We start from the raw sequence: 18,562 nt of genomic DNA, 5'->3' as shown, positions 1-18,562 counted from the left end.
CTGATCTCACACGAACCGAGACGAATCTCGCAGAACCGATACGGAGGAACCACCGATGGAAGCCCGGATGAAGAACCCCGCCGCGATCATCCCCGCCGCGATGAAGCCGATCATGGAGCTGATGAAGGCCGCTCAGTCGCAAGGTGTCCCCCAGGAGCTCCTGGAGCTGGTGCACCTGCGGGTCAGCCAGATCAACGGCTGCAGCCCCTGCGTCGACAGCGGCCTGAAGAGCCTGCGCAAGCTCGGCGAGAGCGACGAGCGCATCGGCCTGGTCAGCGCCTGGCGCGAGGCCCCGTACTACACCGACGCCGAACGGGCCGCGCTGGAGCTGGCGGAGGCCTCGACCCGGTTGGCCGACCGCGCCGACGCCGTCTCCGACGTGGTCTGGGACAACGCCGCCGGCCACTTCGACGAGAAGCAGCTGGCCTCGATCCTGTTGATGATCGCCGTCACCAACCTCTTCAACCGCCTGAACGCCCCGGTCCGGCAGATCGCCGGCAGCTGGTAAGCCCCCACCCCTCACACAGGAGACACCGGTATGTCCGCCGTCCGCTCGCACCGCTACTCCGTCCCCGAGGCCGACCTGGAGGAGTTCCTGGCCCGCAGGACCTCGCTGATCGCGACCATCAGGGAGGGGCACCCCGGCCTCATCCGCACCGTGCTGGTCCAGCTCGAGGACGGCACCTACACCGACACCTGGCACTGGGAGAGCGGGGAGCAGATGGGCGCCGCGCTCGCCGCCCTGCCCACCTTCCCGGAGGCGCCGCTGACCATGGCCCTGACCAAGGACGCCACCGCCCTGAACGGCCGGGTCATCGACGAACGCTGACCCGGCCCACGCACGGTGGCCGCACCGGGCGGAACCGCCCGGTGCGGCCGGTGGAGAGAGCGGCGGGCCCGGCGCGCGGAAGGGGCGCGCGGCCTCAACGGCTCCGCGTGCGCCGAGAGCGGGGCACACCGGCGAGCTGGTCGCTCCGGATCTCCTCCAGATACGTCCGCATCAGGTCGCCCGCGCGAGTGAACCAGTCGGACAGCACGGCGATCTCCGCGGGCGTGTAGTCGGCGAACAGCTCGTTCAACCGCCGATAGAAGGGTTCGTAGACGGCCGCGGCGGTGGCGGCCACGGCCGGGCCGGCGACGACGCGCACCCGGCGGCGGTCCTCGGGATCCGGCTGCCGGTGCGCGTACCCGGCCTTCTCCAGCCGGTTCAGCACGCCGGTCACCGCCGAGGAGAACCATGAGCGGCATACACGACGATGTGGACCTCGGGCACACGATCGCGGGCTGGACCGGCTGCGTCGTTGTCGTGTGCGGCTGCGCGACGATCGGCGTGGCGATGTGCGGCGGTTCGGCCTGTTGCTCGACCAACGCGGTGCGACGACCTCCGCCGTGCCTTGGCGGTTCAGCACGCCTCAGCAGGAGCCGGCGGTGTGCGCATCACCTATACCTCGGCGGGCGGTGGGCGTACGGTCGACTTCGGTCGGCGAGTGCCGCTGTGCGCACCCGGCGACACCGGGTAGGAACTCGCGAGTGACGACGATCGGCCTTCAGCGGCGCGTGCCGCGATCCGGAGGCCGAACGGCTCGAACCCGAGGAGAGGACGAGCAGTGACCTATCCCCCACCGGCCTACCACGGTGAGACGGGCGAGCCGACGGCGTCGTACCGGCGCCCGGACGCCACGCCCGAGCTGGTCTACCCGAGCGGAACCACGGTGCACTATCTGGCGACCGGTGCGACCACCAACGGGCAGTTCGGGCTCTACCGCTGGGACATGGGACCGGAGCCCAGCGGCCCGGCGGCGCACTTCCACCGGTCGATCTCCGAGTCGTTCTACATCCTCACCGGCACGGTGCGGATCTACGACGGCCGGCGTTGGATCGACACCGGCCCTGGCGACTTCGTACACGTTCCGGAGGGCGGCACCCACGCGTTCCGGAACGAGTCGGGAGAGCCGGCGTCGATGCTGCTGCACTTCGCGCCCGGCGCACCCCGGGAGGGCTACTTCGAGGGGCTGCTCACACTCGCGGACATGAGCGAAGAGGAGAAGGCGGAGTTCTACCTCCGCCACGACACCTTCTGGCTCTGAAACGGAGCGGACACGGGCGTACGGAGCAGAGGCAACACCGGGGCTTATGACACTCAATAGCGCGGGAGGCACAGGCGCGGCAGGGCCGCCAGGGCCTATCGAGCCGGGTTCAGGGCTGGAGGTCGATCGCCAGTCCGATGTTCCGCGCCGGAGCGCCCCCAGGCGGGTTCTCTGAACGATCCGTCGTTCGCCGGTCGTGCGGGTAGGCCGGTCGCTGCTCCGGGTCGCGGGGCCGCCACCGGCCGCCCGGGTGTGAGCCTGCGTACGGAGGCCGGTGATTCGCGCGGGAAACCGAGGCCTCGGGCACGCAGTCGTACTGCGGGCATGGTGTGGTGAAGCACTGCTTGGGAGAGGGCACGCAGACGCGGCCGGGACCACAGTCGACCGCCGCACACAGCGATCCGGGGCTGCACGCACCCGCCGTCTGCCCGGCCGGCGAGGTTGCTGCGACCGTCCGTGCCTGTGGAACCGCAGGCACGTCGCCTGCCCAGGCGTTGGCGGCCGGCGACGCCGCTACGGCCATGCCCACCAGCACGATCAGTGTTCGAAGCATGCTTCCCCCAAGCCGTGGTGATCGCTTCTGCCTCTCGCGATGCTCGCACCGGCCACACCCGCTGACGGCAAAACGGCTGTCAGCAAGTCGCACGGCTCGCCGGAGGCCGGGTCACGCGGGTTAGCGTCCATGGGAGTGGTGTACGGGTGATCTTTCCCTTGGTGCGACGGGAGAGATCCATGTGACAAGAGACGGCCACTTCGTAATCCTTCGATTCGCACATTCAGACACGAAGGGGATGAAGTGGCCGTCAATGACATTGTGCCCGCTGCCGGGGACTACTTCGACGAGACTCTCGCCGCGGCGAGCCCGGACCTGCTGCGCACGATGATCCGCGAGTTCGCGCAGCGGATGATGGACGCCGAGGTCGAGCAGCTGTGCGGGGCCGGCTACGGCGAGGTCAGCAGCGAGCGGGTCAACTCCCGCAACGGCTACCGCAGCCGGGAGTGGGACACCCGGGCCGGGACCATCGAGCTGGCCATCCCCCGCCTGCGGTCGGGGTCGTACTTCCCGGACTTCCTGCTGGACAAGCGCCGCCGGGCCGAACGGGCGCTGACCAGCGTGGTGGCCACCTCCTACCTGCTGGGTGTGTCCACACGGCGGATGGAAAAACTCGCCGAGTCGATGGGCATCACCAAGCTGTCCAAATCGCAGGTGTCGAAGATGGCCGCCGAGCTGGATGAGCTGGTCGCCTCGTTCCGGTCCCGGCCTTTGGACGGCGGGCCGTACACCTTCGTCTGGATCGACGCGCTCACTCAGAAGGTGCGTGAGGGCGGGCGGACGGTGAACGTGCACTGCCTGATCGCCACCGGTGTCAATGCCGACGGGCAGCGGGAGATCCTCGGCCTGGACGTCGTCTCCTGCGAAGACGGGGCGGGCTGGCTGGCGTTCCTGCGTGGCCTGGTCGCCCGCGGCCTGTCCGGCGTCCTGCTGGTCACCAGCGACTGCCACGCCGGGCTACGTGACGCGATCGCCGCCACGCTGCCCGGCGCCTCCTGGCAGCGCTGCCGCACCCACTTCGCGAGAAACCTGGGCACCTGTGTCCCGAAGACGGCGCAGCCGTGGGTGCACACGATGCTGCGCACCATCTTCGAACAGCCCGACACCGAGTCCGTGCACGCCCAGCACCGGCACGTGGTCGAGGTGCTGGAGGCCAAGTACCCCAAGGCCGCCGACCGGCTGGACGAGGCCCGTGATGACATCCTGGCCTTCACCGCCTTCCCCACGGCCGTCTGGCGGCAGATCTGGTCCAACAACCCCCAAGAGCGGCTGAACAAGGAGATCCGCCGCCGCACCGACGTGGTCGGCATCTTCCCCGACCGGGAGGCCATCGTCCGCCTGGTCGGCGCGGTGCTGGCCGAGCAGAACGACGAGTGGACCGAGCAGCGCCGCTACATGGGCCTGGAGATCCTGGCCGAATGCCGTAAGCACACCCACTCTCAAAATGAGACAAATGATGCTAAAGTGAATATCGAGGCGATTACGGCTTAGAAGTTCGCCGGATTACGAGTGGTCTTCTCATACACCACGATCATGGACGCGGCCTCACGCGGGGGTGATCGGGACGTGTGTCCACGGCGCGCGCCGGTCAGTCGCCGTAGCAGTGCAACAGCAGATCGGGCTCTGCCCGCCAGCACGTCAGCAGCTTCCGCATGGCCGCCACCAGCTCGCGTTGCGCGGCGGTGCCGACGGCGGCCTCCAGTCGGTCGACGTCGGCCTCAAGCTGCGGAAGGTCGCGCCGATCGAGAACCGTGTCCGACCACGGGTCGAGCCCTCCCAGAACGAGCAGGCCGCTGCTTCCGGCGCTGTCCACCAGCGACAGGAGCTCGTCTACCTCCACGTCCAGCACCCAGCCCCGCCGTTCTGCCGTCATCCACTCTTCGGCCTCCGCACGGCGACGCTCACGCCGCTGTGCCCGGGTGGCGCGACGCAGGCTCTTCGGACGCGGCTGCGGAGGACGCAATGCCAACAGCAGTCCCATGCCGCCGACCGTAGCGATCGCCACAGCCTGCCGGTAGCGCGCCCAGCCGGCGGAACGGGCATCCGGGCCGCGTTCGGATCCCGGCCGGTCGGGCCGGAGAAGTCAGCCCAGCGCAGAAGTCAGCCCAGTCCAGAATTCAGCCCAGCGCGGCCGCCTTGCGCAACAGCACCGAGCGTTCGCGCTGGTTGGCGCACAGCCGGGCCGCCAGCTCCAGCTCGGCGCGCGCCTCCGGTTTCCGGCCGAGGCGGGCCAGCAGCTCCCCGCGTACGGTCGGAACCAGATGCGACCCGGAGAGCCGGCCCGAGGCGATCAGCTCGTCCACGATGGCCAGGGCCTGGGCCGGACCCGAGGCCATGGCGACGGCGACGGCCCGGTTGAGCTCGACCACCGGCGAGGGCGCGACCCGGCCGAGCGCCTCGTAGAGCACCACGATCCGCTCCCAGTCGGTCTCCTCGACCGAGGGCGCCGACGCGTGGGTGGCGGCGATCGCGGCTTGCAGGCCGTAGGGGCCGAGGCCGCGGGCGGACGCCTTGGCCAGCGCGGCAAGCCCGCGGCGGATCGCCGAACAGTCCCACCGCCGCCGGTCCTGGTCCTCCAGCAGGATCGGCGAGCCGTCCGGGCCGGTGCGGGCCGGGAAGCGCGCGGCCGTCAGCTCGCACAGCGCCAGCAGGCCGTGCACCTCCGGCTCGTACGGCTGTAGCGCGGCCAGGGTGCGGGCCAGCCGGATCGCCTCGTACGCGAGGTCGGGGCGCATCAGCCGGTCGCCCGATGTGGCGGTCGAACCCTCGGTGAAGATCACGTAGAGGACGCTGAGCACGCCGCCCAGCCGCTCCCGGCGCTCGTCGGCCGGCGGCAGCTCGAACGGCACTCCGGCCGCCGCGATCGTCTTCTTGCCCCGGGTGATGCGGGCCTGCACGGTGGGGACGGGGACGAGGAACGCACGGGCGATCTCCTCGCTGGACAGGCCGGCGACCACGCGCAGCGTCAGCGCCACGCGGGCCTCGGGCGAGAGCATCGGATGACAGCTGACGAACATCAGCGCCAGGATGTCGTCGTCGATCCTGTCGGGGTCGGCCTCCTCATCGACCGGCGGATCGTCCGGGTCGGCCGCCAGCAGGGCGTACCGGTCCTGGAGCGCGGTCCTGCGGCGGATCGCGTCGATGGCCCGCCGCCGCGCCGTGGCCATGAGCCAGCCGGCCGGATTGGCCGGAGGTTCGAGCGGCCACGACACCAGCGCCTCGGCCACCGCCTCCTGGGCCGCGTCCTCGGCCAACCCGAAATCGCCGGTGAACCGGGTCAGAGCGGCGACGATCCGCGCCGACTCGATCCGCCAGACGGCTTCGACGTCGGCCGCACCCATCAGACCCGGGCCCGTCCCTCGACGGATCGCGCGGTGTTCTGCGGCATCTCGTCTTCGCCGGCCACCCGCCGGACCTCGATCTTGGAACCCGTGACGGCCGGGACCCGCTTGGCCCACTCGACCGCCTCCTGCTTCGAGGCGACGTCGAGCAGGAAGTAGCCCCCGAACAGTTCCTTCGTCTCTCCGTACGGCCCGTCCGTGACCACCGGGACCTCGCCATTGAAGTCGACCACGGCACCCTGGCGCGGATCGTCCAGCCCTTCCGCCGCGAGGAGAACGCCGGCCTTGACCATCTCATCGATGAACTGACGGGTCCTGGCCATCATCTCCTCGATGTCGGCCATCATGGCCGCGTTCGACTCGTCGGTGCCCCGCATGATCAGCATGTAGCTCGGCATCCTGTTCTCCTTCTCCGGCGGGGCCGCGTCTCGTCCCTCGCACCCCTACGTCGAACGAGCGGCTCAGGGATCGACACGGCCCGGAAAAATCTTCCGCCGAGTCACCGGCCGATCCCTCCTGCCCGCGTTCCGTACGGACGCCGCGGGTGTGGCCTCGGGCCGGATCAGCAGGTTCTTGACAGGACGTGAGACGCCGCTACTTCCACTGGAAATAGACGAACAGGCGGCCGTGGTTCTTGGAATCCTTGTCGATCCGGTGGTAGAGCGCCTTGATCTCCTTCTGCTCCAGGAAGCGCAACACCTTCTTCTTGAGCTGGCCGGACCCCTTGCCCGGGATGATCTCCACCTGGGTCGCCTTCTTGCGTACGGCCTCCTGGATGATGCCGTGCAGCGCCTTGTCGATCTCGCTGCCCTTGTTGTAGATGTCGTGGAGGTCGAGCTTCAGCTTCACGCAAGCGAGTCTAAGTCGCCGCTCGCCGCGCAATACGAGATACGTGACGCGGAACAGGGATGCGGAACGCGCGACAGGGACACGGGGCGAGGCGGGGACCGCACCCCACGCAGACAGGGCCCGGGGTCAGCCGTTGATGTAGCCGACGAGGGCCTCCTTCTCGCTCTCCAGCTCCTGGATCGAGGTCTTGACGACGTCGCCGATGCTGACGATGCCGGCCAGCCGGCCCTCGCGGACGACGGGCACGTGCCTGATCCGGTGATTGGTCATGGTGCGGCGCAACTCGTCGACGTTGGTGTCCGGGCCGCAGGTGCGCACCTCGGCCGTCATGATCGATGAAACGGGCATGGTGAGCAGCGCGGCGCCGTGCTCGTTGAGCCGCCGTACGACGTCGCGTTCCGACACGATGCCCGCGATGGTCAGACCGTCCTCGGAGACCACGACCGCGCCGATGTTGAGCTCGGCGAGCCGGGCGAGAAGCTCGGACACCGTGGCGTGCGGCGGAACGGTCGCCACACCTGTTCCCTTGCTCTGCAAGATCGTCCCGATGAGCATCGACACCACCTCTCAGGGGCACCCGGGGGATCTGTCCCCGCTTCCGCTCCCGCCGGCCGGCCGGAGCGGCGAAATCCTGTTTCCCCAGGCAACAGCGGTCGTCGTACATCGTCAAGGGCCCCCACCCCTACGATGGCGAAATATCACCGCACCCTGGGGGCAGAGGATGGCCGAGAAACTCAACACCGGGAGTCACGATCTCCCGGTCACGGAAGCGCTCGCGGAGTTCATGCGCGGAGGCTGGGCCGACGTGCACGAGGACGTGGCGCCGCTGCCGGTCGCCGCGTACGCGGCCAAGCGGCGGGCCCGGCTCATCGAACGGCTGCCCGGCGAGCGCCTCGTCATCCCCTCGGGCACGCTGCAGGCCCGCAGCAACGACGACGACCACCGGTTCCGCACGCACAGCGCGTTCGCCTACCTGACCGGCGACCAGCAGCCGGACGACGTCCTGGTGATCGAGCCGTCGGGTGAGGCGCGGCTGTTCCTGCATCCCCGCCCGTCCCGTGCCGAGTCGCAGGAGTTCTACCGCGACCGGCGGTACGGCGAGTTCTGGGTGGGCCGCCGTTTCGACCTCGCGGAGGCAGAGGCGGCGTACCAGATCGAGTGCGCGCACATCGGCACGCTGCCGGCCGCGCTGAGCGGGCCCGCGCGCGTGCTGCGCGGGGTGGACGCCTCGGTGGACGCGCTCGTCTCCCCCTCCGGCGACGACCGGGACGCCGAGCTGGCCGCGGTCCTGTCGGAGCTGCGGCTGGTCAAGGACGAGTGGGAGATCGCGGAGCTCCAGCAGGCGGTGGACGCGACGGCGCGCGGGTTCGAGGACGTGGTGCGCGCGCTGCCCGCGGCCCTCGCGCACCCGCGCGGCGAGCGGTACGTCGAGGGCGTCTTCGGCCTGCGCTCGCGGCTGGAGGGCAACGCGGTGGGCTACCAGTCGATCGTGGCGTCCGGCGCGCACGCGTGCGTGCTGCACTGGATCCGCAACGACGGACGGCTCGACCCCGCCGAGCTGCTGCTGCTGGACGCCGGGGTCGAGGGCGACAACCTCTACACGGCCGACGTCACCCGCACACTGCCGCTGTCGGGCCGGTTCAGCCCGGTGCAGCGGCAGGTGTACGACCTGGTCTATGAGGCGCAGACGGCCGCCATCGCGGTGCTGCGCCCTGGTGTGCGCTTCCGCGAGTTCCACGAGACCGCGATGCGGGTGATCTCCGACGGGCTGCGCGAGTGGGGCCTGCTGACGAAATCGCAGGCCGACGCGGGCCTGCACCGGCGCTACACCCTGTGCAGCAGCGGCCACATGCTGGGCCTCGACGTGCACGACTGCGCCCGGGCGCGGGCGGAGACCTACCTGGACGGCGTGCTGGAGGAGGGGCAGGTGCTGACCGTGGAGCCGGGGCTCTACCTCCAGCCCGACGACCTGACGCTGCCGCCGGAGCTGCGCGGGATCGGCGTCCGCATCGAGGACGACCTCGTGATCACGGCCGACGGCGCCCGCCTGATGTCGGCCGCGCTGCCCCGCCGCTCCGACGAGATCGAGGCGTGGATGGCCGCTCTGGCCGGGTGAGCGACCCCCGATCCGGGCTTCCGGTCCGGGCCCGCCGCCGGGCCGGAAGCCATACGAGCGCGTCCGTCGCGGACCCGCGCGCACCTCACAGACAGGATGCCGTGCAGCACCTCACAGACGGGGTGCCGTGCAGCACCTCACAGACGGGGTGCCGTGCAGCACCTCACAGACAGGATGCCGTGCAGCACCTCACAGACGGGGTGCCGTGCAGCACCTCACAGACGGGGTGCCGGCACGACCGGCAGACCGGCCGTCCGTTGAAGGCGGCCTGCGCACCGACCGTCGTGAACTGCGCCTGCGTGGAGACCTGTGCCTCGGCGTCGCCCCCCATCAGGCCTCGGCGTCGCCCGCCATCAGAACGGCTGCGGTAGCGAGAGCGGCACACGGCACACCGGCCGTCGGCAGCGCTGTGGCGTAGCGCGCTGATCGTCACGCATGCCGTCATCCGGATGCCGTTGTCCGGGCCGGACGGCGCCCGCCCCGTGTCCGCGCTGCGCCGGCCCCGCGGACGGGCGGGTCGCACCCCGCGCGAGCCGTAAGAGCCGTACGGAGCCGTCCGCGGAGCCGTCCGCAGAGCCGTCCGCAGAGCCGTCCGCGGAGCCGTCCGCGGAGCCGTCCGCGGAGCCGTCCGTGCCGCTACCCGTCTCGGCCAGGTCAGCGCACCCGCGATGGAGAGGCCCAGTTCACGTGATCGTCACATCGCTCCCCTACAGTGGCCTCGTGCGCCCCCCACTGGCCGTGGCCGGCCACACCGCCGACGTGCTGGACATGGTCGCCGGCACGCTCACCGAGGCAGAGCGCGAACGCGCCGAGCGCTTCACCCGCAAGCGGGACCGCCTCGACTTCGTCGCCGCCCACCTGCTCGTACGGCACTGCGCCGCCGAGCTGCTCGGCACCCGCGCCTGCATGCTGACCGTGGTGCAGCGCTGTGAGACCTGCGGGCAGGCCCACGGACGGCCCTGGCTTGCCGAGGCCCCCGAGGTGTCGATCAGCCTGGCGCACACCTCGGGCTACGTCTGCGCGGTCGCCGGGCTCGGGCGGGTGGGCGTGGACGCCGAGCACGCCACGTACGGCCCGGCCGACGAGAGGCTGGTGGAGCTCGCGCTGACCCCCGCCGAGGCGAAGCTGGTCGGCGACGACAACCGCGGGCTGATCCGCCAGTGGGTGCGCAAGGAGGCGCTGGTCAAGCGGGGAGAGCTGACGCTCGACCGGCTGCGCGAGGCGGACCTGTCGGCCCTGCCGCTTGAGGAGGGGCTGTCGGGCCCGCTGGAATGGCAGGGCCGTCACTTCGTCGAGTGGACGGCCGGCACGGTGATCGCGTCCGCGGTCACCGACGAGCCCGCCAAGCTACGCCTCCTTGGCGGCTGACCGTCCCGGGGTGGGGTCGAGGAAGACCTGCCGGATCTCCGGGAACCGCTCGGTGAGCCGCCGCTCCACCTGGTCGGAGGCGAGCTCCAGCCGCTGCCCGGACGTCTCGTCGCGGAAGTCGACCTTCGCCGCGACCATGACCTGGCCGGGCCCCATCATGACGGTGACGAGCTCGACGACGGCCTCGACCTCCGGCTGGGCGGCCAGCTCGCCGCGGATCTCCTCCTGCAGCCCGTACGGCGCCGCCTGGCCGATGAGCAGCGAAGCGTTGGTCCTGATCAGGGTCAGCGCCACGCCGAGCAGCAGCAGACCGATGACGATCGAGGCGGCGCCGTCCCACACTGCCGAGCCGGTGAGCCGCGACAGCAGCAGGCCGACGCCGGCCGTGGCGATGCCGAGCAGCGCGGCGGAGTCCTCCAGCACGACGGCCTTGAGCACGGTGTCGGAGGTGCGCCGCAGCAGCCGCCCGGGGCTCACCCGCCAGCGGCGGGCCTCGCCGCGGAGCTGCCGCAGCGCCTTCCCGAGGGAGACCGACTCGATCGCGAAGGACACCCCGAGCACGACGTACGACACGCCGACGTCGCCCAGGCTCTCTCCTTCGGTGATCGTGTGCCAGCCGTGCGTCAGCGAGAACCCTGCCCCCACGACCAGTGTGAAGCAGGCCGCCACGATCGCCCACAGGTAGGCGGCCCTGCCGTGGCCGAGCGGATGGCGGGAGTCGGCGGGGCGCTCGCCGTGCCGGATCGCGGCGAACAGCACGACCTCGGTGGCCGTGTCGGCCGCGGAGTGCGCCGCCTCGGACAGCATCGCCGAGGAGGAGCTCATCAAGCCCGCGACCAGCTTGGCCAGCGCGATGGCGAGGTTGGCCGCGCCCGCGACCACGACTGTGCCGAGGCTCTCACCGTTCTCGCTGTCGGCCATTCCGCTCCATTCGCTCAAGTGATCTTATGCTGGTCGTCATGGAAGCCCCTCATTGGCTCACCCCGCACGAGCAGCGCGCCTGGCGGGCCCATCTGGCCGCCCACCGCCTGCTCTTCCACCAGCTCGACCGGGAGCTGCAGGGCACCGGGCTGTCGCTGAACGACTACGAGATCCTCGTGAACCTCTCCGAGAGTCCCGGCCGCCGCATGCGCATGAGCGAGCTGGCCGACGCGACGATCCAGTCCCGCAGCAGGCTGTCCCACCAGATCTCCCGGATGGAGGCCGCCGGCCTGGTGACCCGCCAGGACTGCGAGGACGACCGGCGCGGCACGTTCGCCGTGCTGACCGACCACGGCTGGGAGACGATCCAGCGGGTCGCGCCGGACCACGTGGCGAGCGTCCGCCGGCACTTCATCGATCTCATGACGCCCGAGCAGGTGTCCGCCCTCGACGAGATCTACACGCCGATCGTCGATCATCTGCAGGCGGTACGCGGCACCCGGTGAGGAGGCCGTGGGGCGGCGCGGGGTGAGCACCGGCTCCGGCTTCCCGCGACAGGCGGGGCCAAACCGTTTCCCGCGGGAGCGCGTGCCGGCCGCGCTCGATCGCTACGATCCGGCTGTGCGAACAATCCTCGGGCTCGTCGTGGCCGGCCTGCTGCTCGTGACCGCCTGCAGCGCGAAGAGCGAGACTGCCCTGCCGGACGGTCCCGCGCTGCTGAAGCGCTCGGCCGATTCCATGCGCACGGTCAAGACGGTCGCCTTCACGATCGAGACCAAGGACAAGCCCGCCATCCCGGTCCGGCATGCCGAGGGCAGCCTCACCCGGGAGGGCGACGCCAAGGGCACCCTGCAGATCGAGATCGCGGGACTGCAGGAGATCGAGTTCGTGCTCGTCGGTGACAAGGTCTACTTCAAGGGACCGACCGGCGGCTTCCAGACGATGACCCGGCAGCAGCTCATCGCCCTGTACGACCCCTCCGCCGTGCTGACCGGCGTACCCGACCTGCTGTCCACCGCGCAGGATGTCCGGACGCAGGCGGAGGAGAAGATCGGCGACGCCGCCGCCTACCGGGTGACGGCCGCGCTGTCGCAGCAGGTGCTGGCCAAGCTGGTCCCCGGCGTGCAGCAGGGGGTCAACGGCACGCTCTGGCTCGACAAGGCCACCAGCCGCCTGCTCAAGCTCGACCTGCCGCTCACCGGCGGCTCCGTGGCCGTGACCATGGGGGACTACGACGCCCCCGTGACCATCGCCCCGCCCGCGTCGTGACCGGCGCCACCGACGCCACCGGCACCGGCAGCGCGAACGCGACCGGGGCGGCCGGGCCGGCCGGGTCCGTCGCGCGGCGGCGCCGGCTCGCGCTCGGCGTCGGCGGGGCCGCCGTGCTGCTCGCCGCGCTCGACGCGTACGTCGTCGTCACCGTGCTCGTGGACGTCGCCGCCGATGTGGGCGTGCCGCTGAACCACCTGGAGCGGGCGACTCCGGTCGTGACCGGGTTCCTGCTCGGGTATGTCGCGGCGATGCCGCTGCTCGGCCGCCTGTCCGACCGGTACGGCAGGCGCGCGCTGATCCACGCCTGCCTGGCCGGGTTCGCCGCCGGTTCCCTCGTCACCGCTCTGGCGGCGGGCGTCCCCGCACTGGTCGCGGGCCGTACGCTCCAGGGCGTCGCGGGCGGCGCGCTGCTGCCGATCACGATGGCCCTCATCGGCGACCTGTGGGACGAACGCACCCGTGCGGTGGCGCTCGGCGCGGTCGGTGCGGCGCAGGAGCTCGGCAGCGTGCTCGGCCCGCTGTACGGCGCGGGCCTGGCCGCCCTCGCCGGATGGCGCGGCATCTTCTGGGTCAACCTCCCGCTCGCGCTGCTGGCCGCCGTGGCCGTTCAGGTGGCCGTCCCCGGCGGGCGCGGGCCGTACGGCCGGCCCTCCCGCGAGGCGGGCACGGGCAACGCAGGCACGGGGACGGTGGGCGCGGGGACGGCGAGCACAGACGAGGCAGGCGCGAGCACGGGCAAGGCGGGCGTGGGGAAGGTGGATGCGGGCGGCGGTGTCCTGCTCGCGCTGGCACTAGGCCTGCTGGTCGCCGGGCTCTACAACCCCTCCCCCGACACGGCCGTGCTGCCGCCGTGGGGGCTGCCGTGTGTGGCCGCCGGAGTGGTCGCGGCCGTGCTGTTCGTGCTGTGGGAGATCCGCTCGCCGGTCCGCCTGCTCGACCTGACGGGCGTCCCCAGGACGCCGCTGCTCGCCACGCTGGCGGTGAGCCTGCTGGCCGGGGCGGCGCTGCTGGTCACGCTGGTCGACGTGCAACTCGCCGCACAGACGCTGCTCGGGAAGGACGCGGTGGGCGGAGCCCTGGTGCTCACCCGGTTCCTCGCCGCGCTGGCGGTCGCGGCGTTCCTCGGCGGGCTCCTGGTGCGGCGCTTCGGCGAGCGCCCGGTGGCCGTGGCGGGGCTGGCGGTGGCCGCCGTGGGCTACTGGATGATCTCCCGGTGGCCGCTCGACCTGGCCTCCACCGGCGTGCGGATGGACGTCGACCTCGTGGTGGCCGGCCTCGGCCTCGGCGTGGTGATCGCCCCGGTCTCGTCGGCGGTGCTGCGCCTGGTGCCCGCGGCTCAGCACGGGGTGGCGTCGGCGGCGGTCGTGGTGGCCAGGATGATGGGCATGCTGCTGGGCGTGGCCGCGCTGTCGGCCTGGGGCTTCCACCGGTTCCAGTCGCTCACCGCGCACCTGGACACGCCGCTGCCGTTCGGGGTGGAGGCGGCCGAGTACGCCCGCAGGCTCGCGGACTACACGGCGAAGGTGCAGGCGGCGCTGCACGCGGAGTACACCGAGATCTTCCTGATCACGTGCGGGCTGTGCGTGCTCGGCGCGGCCGCCGCCCTGGCCCTGCCGCGCCGCCGCGCCTGACCCCGAGCCTCATCTCCCCCGCCTCGTCTCGCACCTGCTCGCGGGATTCCTCGTTCCACGACCCATCCCGCGTCTGTTCCCGGGCCCTTTTCCGGCGCGGGGACCGGGTCAGGTGCCGAACCAGCCGGGGAGGTCGAGGCGGAAGATGTCATGCGGCGTCACCTTGCGCAGGTCGGCCTCCAGTTCCCTGAGCCGTTCCTCGCCGATGACGGCGGCCCAGCGTGCTCGCAGCTCGTCGAAGACGCGGGCCGAGCGCACCAGCATGTCCACCCCGGACTCCGTCAGCCGTACGATCTTGCGGCGCGTGTCGCGGGGGTCGCGGGCGCGCTCCACGTAGCCGATGCGCTCCAGCGTCTCGATCGTCTTGCCCGCCGCCTGTTTGCTGACGCCCAGCGTGCGGCCCAGCTCCACCGCGGTCGTGCCCTCCGGGCCGATCGCCTGCATGGCGAAGCCGTGCATGGGCCGGGCGTGCGGGTGCCCCTGCCGGGCCAGCTCGGCGTGCAGCTCGTCGATGAGTACGCGAAACCCCAGGAAGAGCCGCAGGGGCAGCTCGAAGCCGGGCGGGTCGATTGACACAGATAGACAACCTGGTTCACTATTACCGACAACGACGTTGTCTATCTTAGGAGACGCCCGGATGTCTGTCATCCGCCATGCCCAAAGCCGCAGATCCGAGACCCCGGCCGGGGTCATGACCACCTTCGCCTCGCCCACCCTGGGCGGCGCCACCCGGGCCCTGTGGCGTGTCGAGGCGACCCCCGCGACCAGCGGGCCGCTGCACGACTTCGACGCCGAGCAGGTGTGGACCTTCCTCGGCGGCACCGCCACCATCGAACTCGGCGACGAGACGTTCACGGTCGCGCCCGGCGACACCGTGGTCATGCCGCCCTCGACCCCGCGGCGCGTCACGGCGGGCGCCGACAAGGGGTTCACCGCCGTCGTCACCGCCCCCGCCGGAGCCAGGGCCATCCTGCCCGACGGCACCGTGCACGGCGTGCCGCCCTGGATCGCCTGACCTCCGGTCTTCCCTCCTGTCTCGCCCTTCTCCCCCGCGGACCGTGCGGCAACCCGTCCGGCACCCCTGCCCGGACGGCACCCGGCCCGGCGACCCATCCGATGCTCGCCCCGGCAACGTCCGGCACCCGGCCCGCTCTCACCAAGGAGTCACGCATGCCCCTCATCCGTTCCGCCGACAGCCGCAGGAGCACCACTCCCAACGGCGTCATGACCACCCTCGCCTCGCCCACACAGGGAGGCGCCACCCAGGCCGTCTGGAGGGTGGACATGCCGGCCGGAAACTCCGGTCCGCACCACGCCAGCGACGGCGAGCAGGTGTGGACCTTCCTCACCGGCGGCGCGACCATCGCACTCGACGGCGCGACCATCGCCGTCGAGGCGGGAGACACCGTCGTCATGCCCGCCGACGTGAGCCGCCGGGTGCACGCGGACGCGGAGTCCGGCTTCAGCGCGATCGTGGCCGCACCGGCCGGCTTCGAGGTCTACAACCCCGGCGGGACGACCGCCGTGGACGCATGCGACCTCGCTCCGAAGGGGACCGACCGGATCGTGCCGCCCTGGATCCTCTGACCGCCCGTACGCCGCAGGTGTGCTCTTGCTCCTCTGACCGGCCCGTACGCCGCGGGCGCCCTGGGCCCTCTGACCGGCCGTACGCCGCGCGGGGTCGTCCGGCGAGCCCACGGACCGCCCCGGCGGCAACCCGAACGACTCAGGACGAGATCGGCTGCGGCCACCCGGCCCGGCGCTTGTGGTCAGGAGCGGAGGTAGGCCAGCACCGCGAGGACGCGGCGGTGCTGGTCGCCGTCCTCGGCGTGCAGGCCGAGCTTGGCGAAGATGCCGCGGATGTGCTTTTCCACCGCGCCTTCGGTGACGACGAGGCGGCGGGCGATCGCGGGGTTCGACCTGCCTTCGGCCATCAGCGACAGGACCTCGCGCTCGCGCGGCGTCAGCGAGGCCAGCGGGTCGTCGCGGCGCCGCCGCACCATCAGCTGGGCGACGACCTGGGGATCGAAGACCGTCCCCCCGGCGGCGACCCGGCGCAGGCCGTCCATGAACTCCTCGACGTCGACCACGCGGTCCTTCAGCAGGTAGCCGACCGCGCCCCGGGCGTCGGCCAGCAGGTCGTCGGCGTACGACACCTCGACGTACTGCGAAAGGATCAGCACGGGCGCGCCGGGCACCTTCTCCCGCACCTCGACGGCGGCGCGCAGGCCCTCGTCGGTGAACGTCGGCGGCATCCGCACGTCGACCACCGACACGTCGGGCCGATGGGCCGCGACGGCCTCGATCAGGGCCTCTCCCGTGCCCGCGGTCGCGACGACCTCGCAGCCGAACTCCTCCAGCAGGCGGACGAGCCCCTCCCGGATGAGGACGGCGTCGTCGGCCACCACTACGCGCACGGAACCTCCGCCGTGATCAGTGTCGGTCCGCCCACGGGCGACCGCACCGACAGCTCGCCGTCGACGGCCCGCAGGCGGTCGGACAGGCCGGACAGGCCGTGTCCCTTTGCGACGTGTGCGCCGCCGACCCCATCATCCCCGATCGTGAGGATGAGCGCGTCGCCGATCCTCGTCAGCCCGACCGTGCAGGACGTCGCCCTGCTGTGCTTGGCCACGTTGGTGAGCGCCTCGGCGGTCACGAAATAGACGGTGTTCTCGATGAGCGCCGGATAGCGCTCGGCCGTCTGTACGTCCAGCTCCACGGGCACCGTGCAACGGCCGGCCAGGGCGGCGAGCGCCGGGGCGAGGCCGCGGTCGGCCAGGATCGGCGGGGCGATGCCGCGCGACAGCGCCCGCAGCTCGTCCAGGGTCTCCCTGGTCGCGCTGATGGCCTTGCCGATCGTCTCGTGCGCGGCCGTCGCGTCCCTTTTCAGCTCCCGCTGGGCCCGCGACAGCTCCATGGCCAGGTGGACCAGGCGCTGCTGGGGGCCGTCGTGGATGTCGCGCTCCAGGCGGCGCAGCGCATCCGCCTCCGCGTGGGCGGCGGCGTGACGGCCCTCGGTGAGGTCGTCGATGCGCTCCTGCAGCTCGGCGACGCCGGTCAGCAGCGCCCGCGCCAGCGACGCCTTGATCAACGCGCAGGAGCGGACGACCGGATAGAGCGTGAGGGCGAAGACCCCGCCCACGACCAGATAGAAGACGCTGTCCACCAGGTAGCCCCGGCCGAACCCGAGCAGCTCCGGCAGCTGGTGGTTGTCCGGGATGTTCGACAGGATCCATCCGTACAGCGGGTAGGTCAGCCCGCTGATCGTCACGCACCACCAGACGACGGTCACGCAGAACGCCACAAGCGCGACCGGGAAGTTCAGCAGCGCGTGCAGCACGTCGAGCCAGGGCTGGCCTCCGGCGAGCGGGGTGACGGTCTTCCGGAGCACGCCCGCCCCGGGCGGTGATCTCGGATAGCGCGGCCGGGGCAGATCCCTGCCCAGCACCGCGCGGATGCGGAGCCGTTCGACGTCGCCCATTCCCCGGGCGATGAGGAGGGTCAGGGCGAGGACGGGCACGCCCAGCCAGACCACCAGCAGGCCGGCGCCCGCCGACAGGCCGGTGACCGTGAGGCAGAACGTGATGGTCGCGAGGGGGAACCCGACGAGGATATAGACCGTGTCCCCGCCGAGGCGGGAAAGAAGTCGGCGCATGTCCTCCACGCTATTGACTCGCCCGCCGCTGATCGATCCGGCGGACGGCAGTCTCGGGGGTAGGGCTTTCCCTACCCTCGGGCCCCGGCCGCCTCGGCAAGAATCTCCAGCAGGTCCTCCGGGGCGTCGCGCATGAGGTTGTGCCCGCCGTCCAGCGCGTACGTCGCCCACGCGGGGTCCGCGCGCAACCGCTCGTACGTCGGCGTGAAGGGGGACGGGCCCTCCCAGCCCGCCGCGTACACGTAGACCCGGCGGCCGGCGCTCGCCGGATCGCCGGTCAGCCGGAGCGGCTGGAGCAGCGAGGCGATCGGGTGAGGGGTGGCCCGGGGGTCGAAGAACGGCAGCGGCCGCGTCGCGAAGCCGGTGTCCACCACGTCCGCGTACCACCGCCGCTCCCGGTCCGAGACCAGGCTCCAGCAGGAGTCGCCGTCCGCCGGCACGACCGCATCCAGATAGACCAGACCGGCGACGCGGCCGGGCAGGCGGTCGGCGACCCCGGTGATCACCATGCCTCCGTAGCTGTGACCGACCAGCACGGCGTCGCGGACGTCCTCGGCCTCGAGCACCCCGGTGACGTCCCGGATGTGCGTGTCGAGGTTGACCTCGCCGTCCAGCAGGTGGGAGCGTTCGGCGAGCCCGGTCAACGTCAGCGGCACGGCCCGGTGCCCGAGGCGGCGCAGCCCCTCGGACAGCTCGTGGAAGCACCAGCCTCCGTGGCACATGCCGGGGATCAGGACGAACGTGGTCATGGTGGGCCTCACTGCCTCAC

At 71.6% G+C, this 18,562-nt stretch carries 22 protein-coding genes; 11 read left to right on the top strand and 11 right to left on the bottom strand.

The genetic code is table 11. From position 1 onward, the window contains the following. The first annotated feature begins 55 nt into the window (after positions 1-55). Complete coding sequence (locus OHB01_RS25210) at positions 56-508, top strand: carboxymuconolactone decarboxylase family protein (RefSeq protein WP_142645184.1); 453 nt, start codon at positions 56-58, stop codon at positions 506-508. Between the two features lie 30 nt (positions 509-538). Beyond that, on the top strand, positions 539-829 hold the full coding sequence (locus OHB01_RS25205; RefSeq protein WP_142645183.1) for a hypothetical protein: 291 nt from the start codon (positions 539-541) through the stop codon (positions 827-829). A gap of 94 nt (positions 830-923) precedes the next feature. Here OHB01_RS25205 and OHB01_RS25200 read toward each other — a convergent pair whose 3' ends face one another. Then, positions 924-1,223 carry a MarR family transcriptional regulator gene (locus OHB01_RS25200; protein ID WP_222709374.1) on the bottom strand — a complete coding sequence of 100 codons (300 nt, stop codon included), beginning with the start codon at positions 1,221-1,223 and terminating at the stop codon, positions 924-926. A gap of 384 nt (positions 1,224-1,607) precedes the next feature. Between OHB01_RS25200 and OHB01_RS25195 the strand changes: the two genes are divergently transcribed. Together OHB01_RS25195 and OHB01_RS25190 are read left to right on the top strand one after the other, a co-directional pair. Further along, on the top strand, positions 1,608-2,087 hold the full coding sequence (locus OHB01_RS25195) for a cupin domain-containing protein (protein ID WP_147942129.1): 480 nt from the start codon (positions 1,608-1,610) through the stop codon (positions 2,085-2,087). Between the two features lie 796 nt (positions 2,088-2,883). Continuing rightward, a complete protein-coding gene (locus OHB01_RS25190) occupies positions 2,884-4,131 on the top strand; it encodes an IS256 family transposase (RefSeq protein ID WP_405393456.1) in 1,248 nt (415 codons plus the stop codon). A 97-nt stretch (positions 4,132-4,228) separates the two neighbouring features. Here OHB01_RS25190 and OHB01_RS25185 read toward each other — a convergent pair whose 3' ends face one another. From OHB01_RS25185 to OHB01_RS25165, 5 genes are all read right to left on the bottom strand, one after another. Then, complete coding sequence (locus OHB01_RS25185) at positions 4,229-4,621, bottom strand: hypothetical protein (RefSeq protein WP_142645180.1); 393 nt, start codon at positions 4,619-4,621, stop codon at positions 4,229-4,231. Between the two features lie 136 nt (positions 4,622-4,757). Next, a complete protein-coding gene (locus OHB01_RS25180; RefSeq protein ID WP_328854050.1) occupies positions 4,758-5,981 on the bottom strand; it encodes an RNA polymerase sigma factor in 1,224 nt (407 codons plus the stop codon). After that, a complete protein-coding gene (locus OHB01_RS25175) occupies positions 5,981-6,379 on the bottom strand; it encodes a YciI family protein (RefSeq protein WP_328854049.1) in 399 nt (132 codons plus the stop codon). Before OHB01_RS25175 ends, OHB01_RS25180 begins: the two co-directional genes overlap by 1 nt. 196 nt (positions 6,380-6,575) lie before the next feature. Next, positions 6,576-6,830, bottom strand: a complete 255-nt coding sequence (locus OHB01_RS25170; protein WP_030509549.1) for a Smr/MutS family protein — start codon at positions 6,828-6,830, stop codon at positions 6,576-6,578. Between the two features lie 126 nt (positions 6,831-6,956). Beyond that, complete coding sequence (locus OHB01_RS25165; protein WP_142645177.1) at positions 6,957-7,385, bottom strand: CBS domain-containing protein; 429 nt, start codon at positions 7,383-7,385, stop codon at positions 6,957-6,959. A gap of 166 nt (positions 7,386-7,551) precedes the next feature. Between OHB01_RS25165 and OHB01_RS25160 the strand changes: the two genes are divergently transcribed. Further along, positions 7,552-8,946, top strand: a complete 1,395-nt coding sequence (locus OHB01_RS25160; protein ID WP_142645176.1) for an aminopeptidase P family protein — start codon at positions 7,552-7,554, stop codon at positions 8,944-8,946. A gap of 720 nt (positions 8,947-9,666) precedes the next feature. Further along, positions 9,667-10,314 (top strand): 4'-phosphopantetheinyl transferase family protein, encoded by a 648-nt coding sequence (locus OHB01_RS25155; RefSeq protein ID WP_142645175.1) that lies wholly within the window; start codon positions 9,667-9,669, stop codon positions 10,312-10,314. Here the strand turns inward: OHB01_RS25155 and OHB01_RS25150 are convergent. Then, complete coding sequence (locus tag OHB01_RS25150; protein ID WP_142645174.1) at positions 10,294-11,235, bottom strand: cation diffusion facilitator family transporter; 942 nt, start codon at positions 11,233-11,235, stop codon at positions 10,294-10,296. The two genes, OHB01_RS25155 and OHB01_RS25150, sit on opposite strands and share 21 nt — an antisense overlap. 38 nt (positions 11,236-11,273) lie before the next feature. Here OHB01_RS25150 and OHB01_RS25145 point away from each other — a divergent pair, with 38 nt between their 5' ends. The 3 genes from OHB01_RS25145 (at position 11,274) to OHB01_RS25135 (ending at position 14,138) form a co-directional block, all read left to right on the top strand. Continuing rightward, on the top strand, positions 11,274-11,741 hold the full coding sequence (locus OHB01_RS25145; RefSeq protein WP_142645173.1) for a MarR family winged helix-turn-helix transcriptional regulator: 468 nt from the start codon (positions 11,274-11,276) through the stop codon (positions 11,739-11,741). Positions 11,742-11,856: 115 nt separating this feature from the next. Next, complete coding sequence (locus tag OHB01_RS25140; protein WP_142645172.1) at positions 11,857-12,504, top strand: LppX_LprAFG lipoprotein; 648 nt, start codon at positions 11,857-11,859, stop codon at positions 12,502-12,504. Positions 12,505-12,617: 113 nt separating this feature from the next. Further along, positions 12,618-14,138, top strand: coding sequence for an MFS transporter (locus tag OHB01_RS25135; protein ID WP_260617045.1), 1,521 nt, complete (start codon positions 12,618-12,620; stop codon positions 14,136-14,138). 108 nt (positions 14,139-14,246) lie between these two features. Here the strand turns inward: OHB01_RS25135 and OHB01_RS25130 are convergent, their stop codons facing one another. Beyond that, positions 14,247-14,714, bottom strand: coding sequence for a MarR family winged helix-turn-helix transcriptional regulator (locus tag OHB01_RS25130; protein WP_221889848.1), 468 nt, complete (start codon positions 14,712-14,714; stop codon positions 14,247-14,249). A gap of 61 nt (positions 14,715-14,775) precedes the next feature. Here OHB01_RS25130 and OHB01_RS25125 point away from each other — a divergent pair, with 61 nt between their 5' ends. Further along, positions 14,776-15,153, top strand: coding sequence for a cupin domain-containing protein (locus OHB01_RS25125; RefSeq protein ID WP_142645169.1), 378 nt, complete (start codon positions 14,776-14,778; stop codon positions 15,151-15,153). Between the two features lie 155 nt (positions 15,154-15,308). Continuing rightward, positions 15,309-15,725: a cupin domain-containing protein gene (locus OHB01_RS25120; RefSeq protein ID WP_142645168.1), complete on the top strand. Its 417-nt coding sequence runs from the start codon at positions 15,309-15,311 to the stop codon at positions 15,723-15,725. A 182-nt stretch (positions 15,726-15,907) separates the two neighbouring features. Here the strand turns inward: OHB01_RS25120 and OHB01_RS25115 are convergent, their stop codons facing one another. The 3 genes from OHB01_RS25115 to OHB01_RS25105 form a co-directional block, all read right to left on the bottom strand. Then, positions 15,908-16,555 (bottom strand): response regulator transcription factor, encoded by a 648-nt coding sequence (locus OHB01_RS25115; RefSeq protein ID WP_328709714.1) that lies wholly within the window; start codon positions 16,553-16,555, stop codon positions 15,908-15,910. Continuing rightward, positions 16,546-17,793: a sensor histidine kinase gene (locus OHB01_RS25110; RefSeq protein ID WP_142645166.1), complete on the bottom strand. Its 1,248-nt coding sequence runs from the start codon at positions 17,791-17,793 to the stop codon at positions 16,546-16,548. The genes OHB01_RS25115 and OHB01_RS25110 overlap by 10 nt, the downstream gene beginning before the upstream one ends. Positions 17,794-17,864: 71 nt before the next feature. Further along, on the bottom strand, positions 17,865-18,542 hold the full coding sequence (locus OHB01_RS25105) for an alpha/beta fold hydrolase (protein ID WP_328854048.1): 678 nt from the start codon (positions 18,540-18,542) through the stop codon (positions 17,865-17,867). Positions 18,543-18,562: the final 20 nt, after the last annotated feature.

It is taken from the genome of Microbispora hainanensis, assembly GCF_036186745.1.
Lineage (GTDB): Bacteria > Actinomycetota > Actinomycetes > Streptosporangiales > Streptosporangiaceae > Microbispora.
This window is presented reverse-complemented; position numbering and strand designations above follow the sequence as displayed.